3 protein-coding genes are annotated in these 2,896 nt (G+C 32.0%); all 3 read left to right on the forward strand.

What is annotated here, in order from left to right:
* Positions 1-1,856: flagellin (locus tag KJQ99_RS10650; protein ID WP_250325693.1), on the forward strand; the 1,856-nt coding region annotated here is incomplete at its 5' end.
* 363 nt (positions 1,857-2,219) lie between these two features.
* Positions 2,220-2,462, forward strand: a complete 243-nt coding sequence (locus KJQ99_RS09090) for a hypothetical protein (protein ID WP_214120675.1) — start codon at positions 2,220-2,222, stop codon at positions 2,460-2,462.
* On the forward strand, positions 2,456-2,734 hold the full coding sequence (locus KJQ99_RS09095) for a type II toxin-antitoxin system RelE/ParE family toxin (RefSeq protein WP_250325694.1): 279 nt from the start codon (positions 2,456-2,458) through the stop codon (positions 2,732-2,734). The genes KJQ99_RS09090 and KJQ99_RS09095 overlap by 7 nt, the downstream gene beginning before the upstream one ends.
* The last annotated feature ends 162 nt before the right edge of the window (positions 2,735-2,896 follow it).

Below are 2,896 nucleotides of genomic sequence, written 5' to 3' on the forward strand. Positions count from 1 at the left end.
GTGGAACGTTTTCAAACAAAGAATTTCAAATTGGTGCATATTCTAATGAGACAGTTAAGGCTAGTATTGGGGCAACTACAAGTGATAAGATTGGGTTAACTAGGTTTGAGACTGGGCATAATGTGAGACAAAGTGACCTTGCTTTAGGAGATAAAATTAATCTTACATTTAAAAACGTAGATGGAATTAATGATGTTACATTTGAGCCAGTGCAAATTGCTCAAGGTAATAATATTAAAGCAGGTCAAGGTTTAGGTGCTTTAGTTGAAGCTATTAATAAATCTACTGATAAAACAGGTATTAAAGCTTCTGTTACGGTTCAAAGTGTATTTGAACAACCTATTAAAGCAGGAACTACTTTACAAGGCTTTAGTATAAATGGTGTTACTATTGGTTCTATTGAAGTTAAAGATAAAGATGGAAATGGAGCTTTAAGAGCTGCAATTAACTCTGTTAAAGATCAAACAGGGGTTGAGGCTAGTGTTGATGAAAAAGGAAGATTAGTACTTGCTAATAGAGATGGTAGAGGTATTAAGATAACTGATGGGGTGGATAAGAGTTTCGCGGCTGATGGAGCGGCTTTTACTAAGACTACTTCTGAAGCAAAAGCGGATAAGCATGTGTTATATACTAGTAATGCAGCAGATACTAATGGTGCTAATGGTCAAGTAGTAGTTGATTTAGCTAAAGGAGATGCATGGGCAGGTGGTGGTACTGACCTTGACACAAAACCTACCGGTCAAGCTAACTCTATATTAAATAGCAAAAATACATTCGAAGATGTTCAGTCAGCTCACTATGAAATGGATGCGAGAATTGCAGGAGATGGTTATTCTAAAGCTAAAAATGCTACTATTCAAAAAGCAATTAAAGATGGAACTGAAATAAATTTAAGTGGTGTGCATGCTGAGATTCAAGGGGCATTACATCTAGGTTTGGTGCCTGGTAACAATGGTACTGCAACTACAGATGCTCCAGCTGATCCAGCTGCACAAAATACCCAATATGAAAAAGACCTAAAAGCAGCTAATGATGCTGTTAAAGCAGCTTTAGGTAATAATGCTGGTAAGCATGCAACTTTAAGCGATGCTAATAAAGCAATTGATACAGCTATTAAAGCTTTAGATAAAGTTGTAGAATATGCTAAAGGTAAAACTATGGCAGATAATGAAGGTGAGAATGGAATGGTTGCACACGCAGCTATACAATTCCTAAAAGGCTTAAAAGAAGGTTTAAATGAAGCTAATAGAGAAGGTTTAAGTAGCATTATTGGTCTTACAGATGATACTAAGACTAACTTCGGAAGATTAAGTTTTTCATCAACTAATGGTAAAGACATAGTTGTAGAAGCTACTAGAGATTATGTTGGGGCTGATAATAAATTACATAGTATGGATGTTACAAGTGCAATAGGCTATGATAAAAATGTTTCTGAAAAAACAGTTAGCTTAAGAGAAACTAATGCTACTATAGATAGAGAAACAGCAGATGCAATGGGCTTTAATGCTAATGATTGGCAAGCAACTGATGCAGGAGATAATAAGAATGGTTATGCTGCAGGTGTAATGACATTAAAAGGCGCACAAGCAATGATGAATATTGCTGAATCAGCTCAAAAAGCTCTTGAAGCAATCAGAAGTGACCTTGGTTCTGTTCAAAACCAACTTGTTTCAACTGTTAATAATATTTCAGTTACTCAAGTAAATGTTAAATCAGCTGAAAGTAATATTAGAGATGTTGACTTTGCATCTGAGAGTGCTACATTTAGTAAACACCAAATCCTAGCTCAATCAGGTGTATATGCAATGAGTCAAGCTAACGCTGTTCAACAAAACGTAATGAGATTATTACAATAGTTTTAAAGGTGCAATGCACCTTTAAAAACGCATTAAAGATTATTGTAGTAATAATGAATGGAGTTTTTAAGGTACTTGTCGCCTTAAAAACTACTAGGATTATTACAATAGTTTTAAAGATAGCTTCGGCTATCTTTAAAAACGCAATAAAGATTATTGCGTTAATGAATGGAGTTTTTAAGATAGCGTTAGCTATCTTAAAAAAACGACTAAGGTTATTACAATAGTAAAAACTACTAAGGTTATTAGGGGAGCACTCGCTCCCTTTTTTAAATTTAAAAATCAATTTCCTAATTTAAATTCTTTAAAACTTTATAATTTAAACATATTTAGTATAAGATAACGATTATAAAAGGAGTAAATATGAATGTAATAGTAAAGATGAATGATAATCCGCACTTTTTAAAGGCTTTAAAAGAATTAGCAAAGGCATTTAACGAGCCGATAAAGATAAAGAAAGAAAAAAGCAAATTAGATGATTTTTATAATAGTAAAGAATTTTTAGATTCTATAAAAGAAGCAAAAGAATTAAAAGCTGCGTATTTGCGTGGGGAAGTTGAATATATGGACGCTGAAAAATTCGTAGAAGAAAGCATGAAATGGTGAAATATCAAGTAAGGGAGACTAAAGCTTACAAAACAGCCTTTAAAAAACTAAGCAAAGCTGATAAAGAATTAACAAATAAAATTATTTTAAGATTGGCAAATGATGAAGTATTAGAACCGGTTTATAAAGACCACGCTTTGCAAGGTAAATTTAAGGGCTATAGAGATTGCCATGTGAAAAACGATTTGGTATTAATCTATGAAAAAGATAAAAATATTCTAACGCTAACTTGCATTAATATTGCAAATCACAGCAATTCATTCAAAAAATAATCTTTTTAAAAAAAAATAATAACTTAAACATAAATTTGAATTTATCATATTATTGATTTAATACTATTTAGGCTATCTCTAAATCAAAATATAAAGCTTTGGTAATAATAAAAATATTGCTTTATATTTTTTAGTTTTTATGTGTAAATTATTGTTTTAAAT

It is taken from the genome of Campylobacter sp. 2018MI13, assembly GCF_018501135.1.
In the GTDB taxonomy this organism is placed as follows: domain Bacteria; phylum Campylobacterota; class Campylobacteria; order Campylobacterales; family Campylobacteraceae; genus Campylobacter_E.

What these genes read in the sequence shown, in the direction of transcription:
- KJQ99_RS09095 (WP_250325694.1), top strand. Translation starts at nt 2,456, where the DNA reads ATGGTGAAATATCAAGTAAGGGAGACTAAAGCTTACAAAACAGCCTTT.
- KJQ99_RS09090 (WP_214120675.1), top strand. Translation starts at nt 2,220, where the DNA reads ATGAATGTAATAGTAAAGATGAATGATAATCCGCACTTTTTAAAGGCT.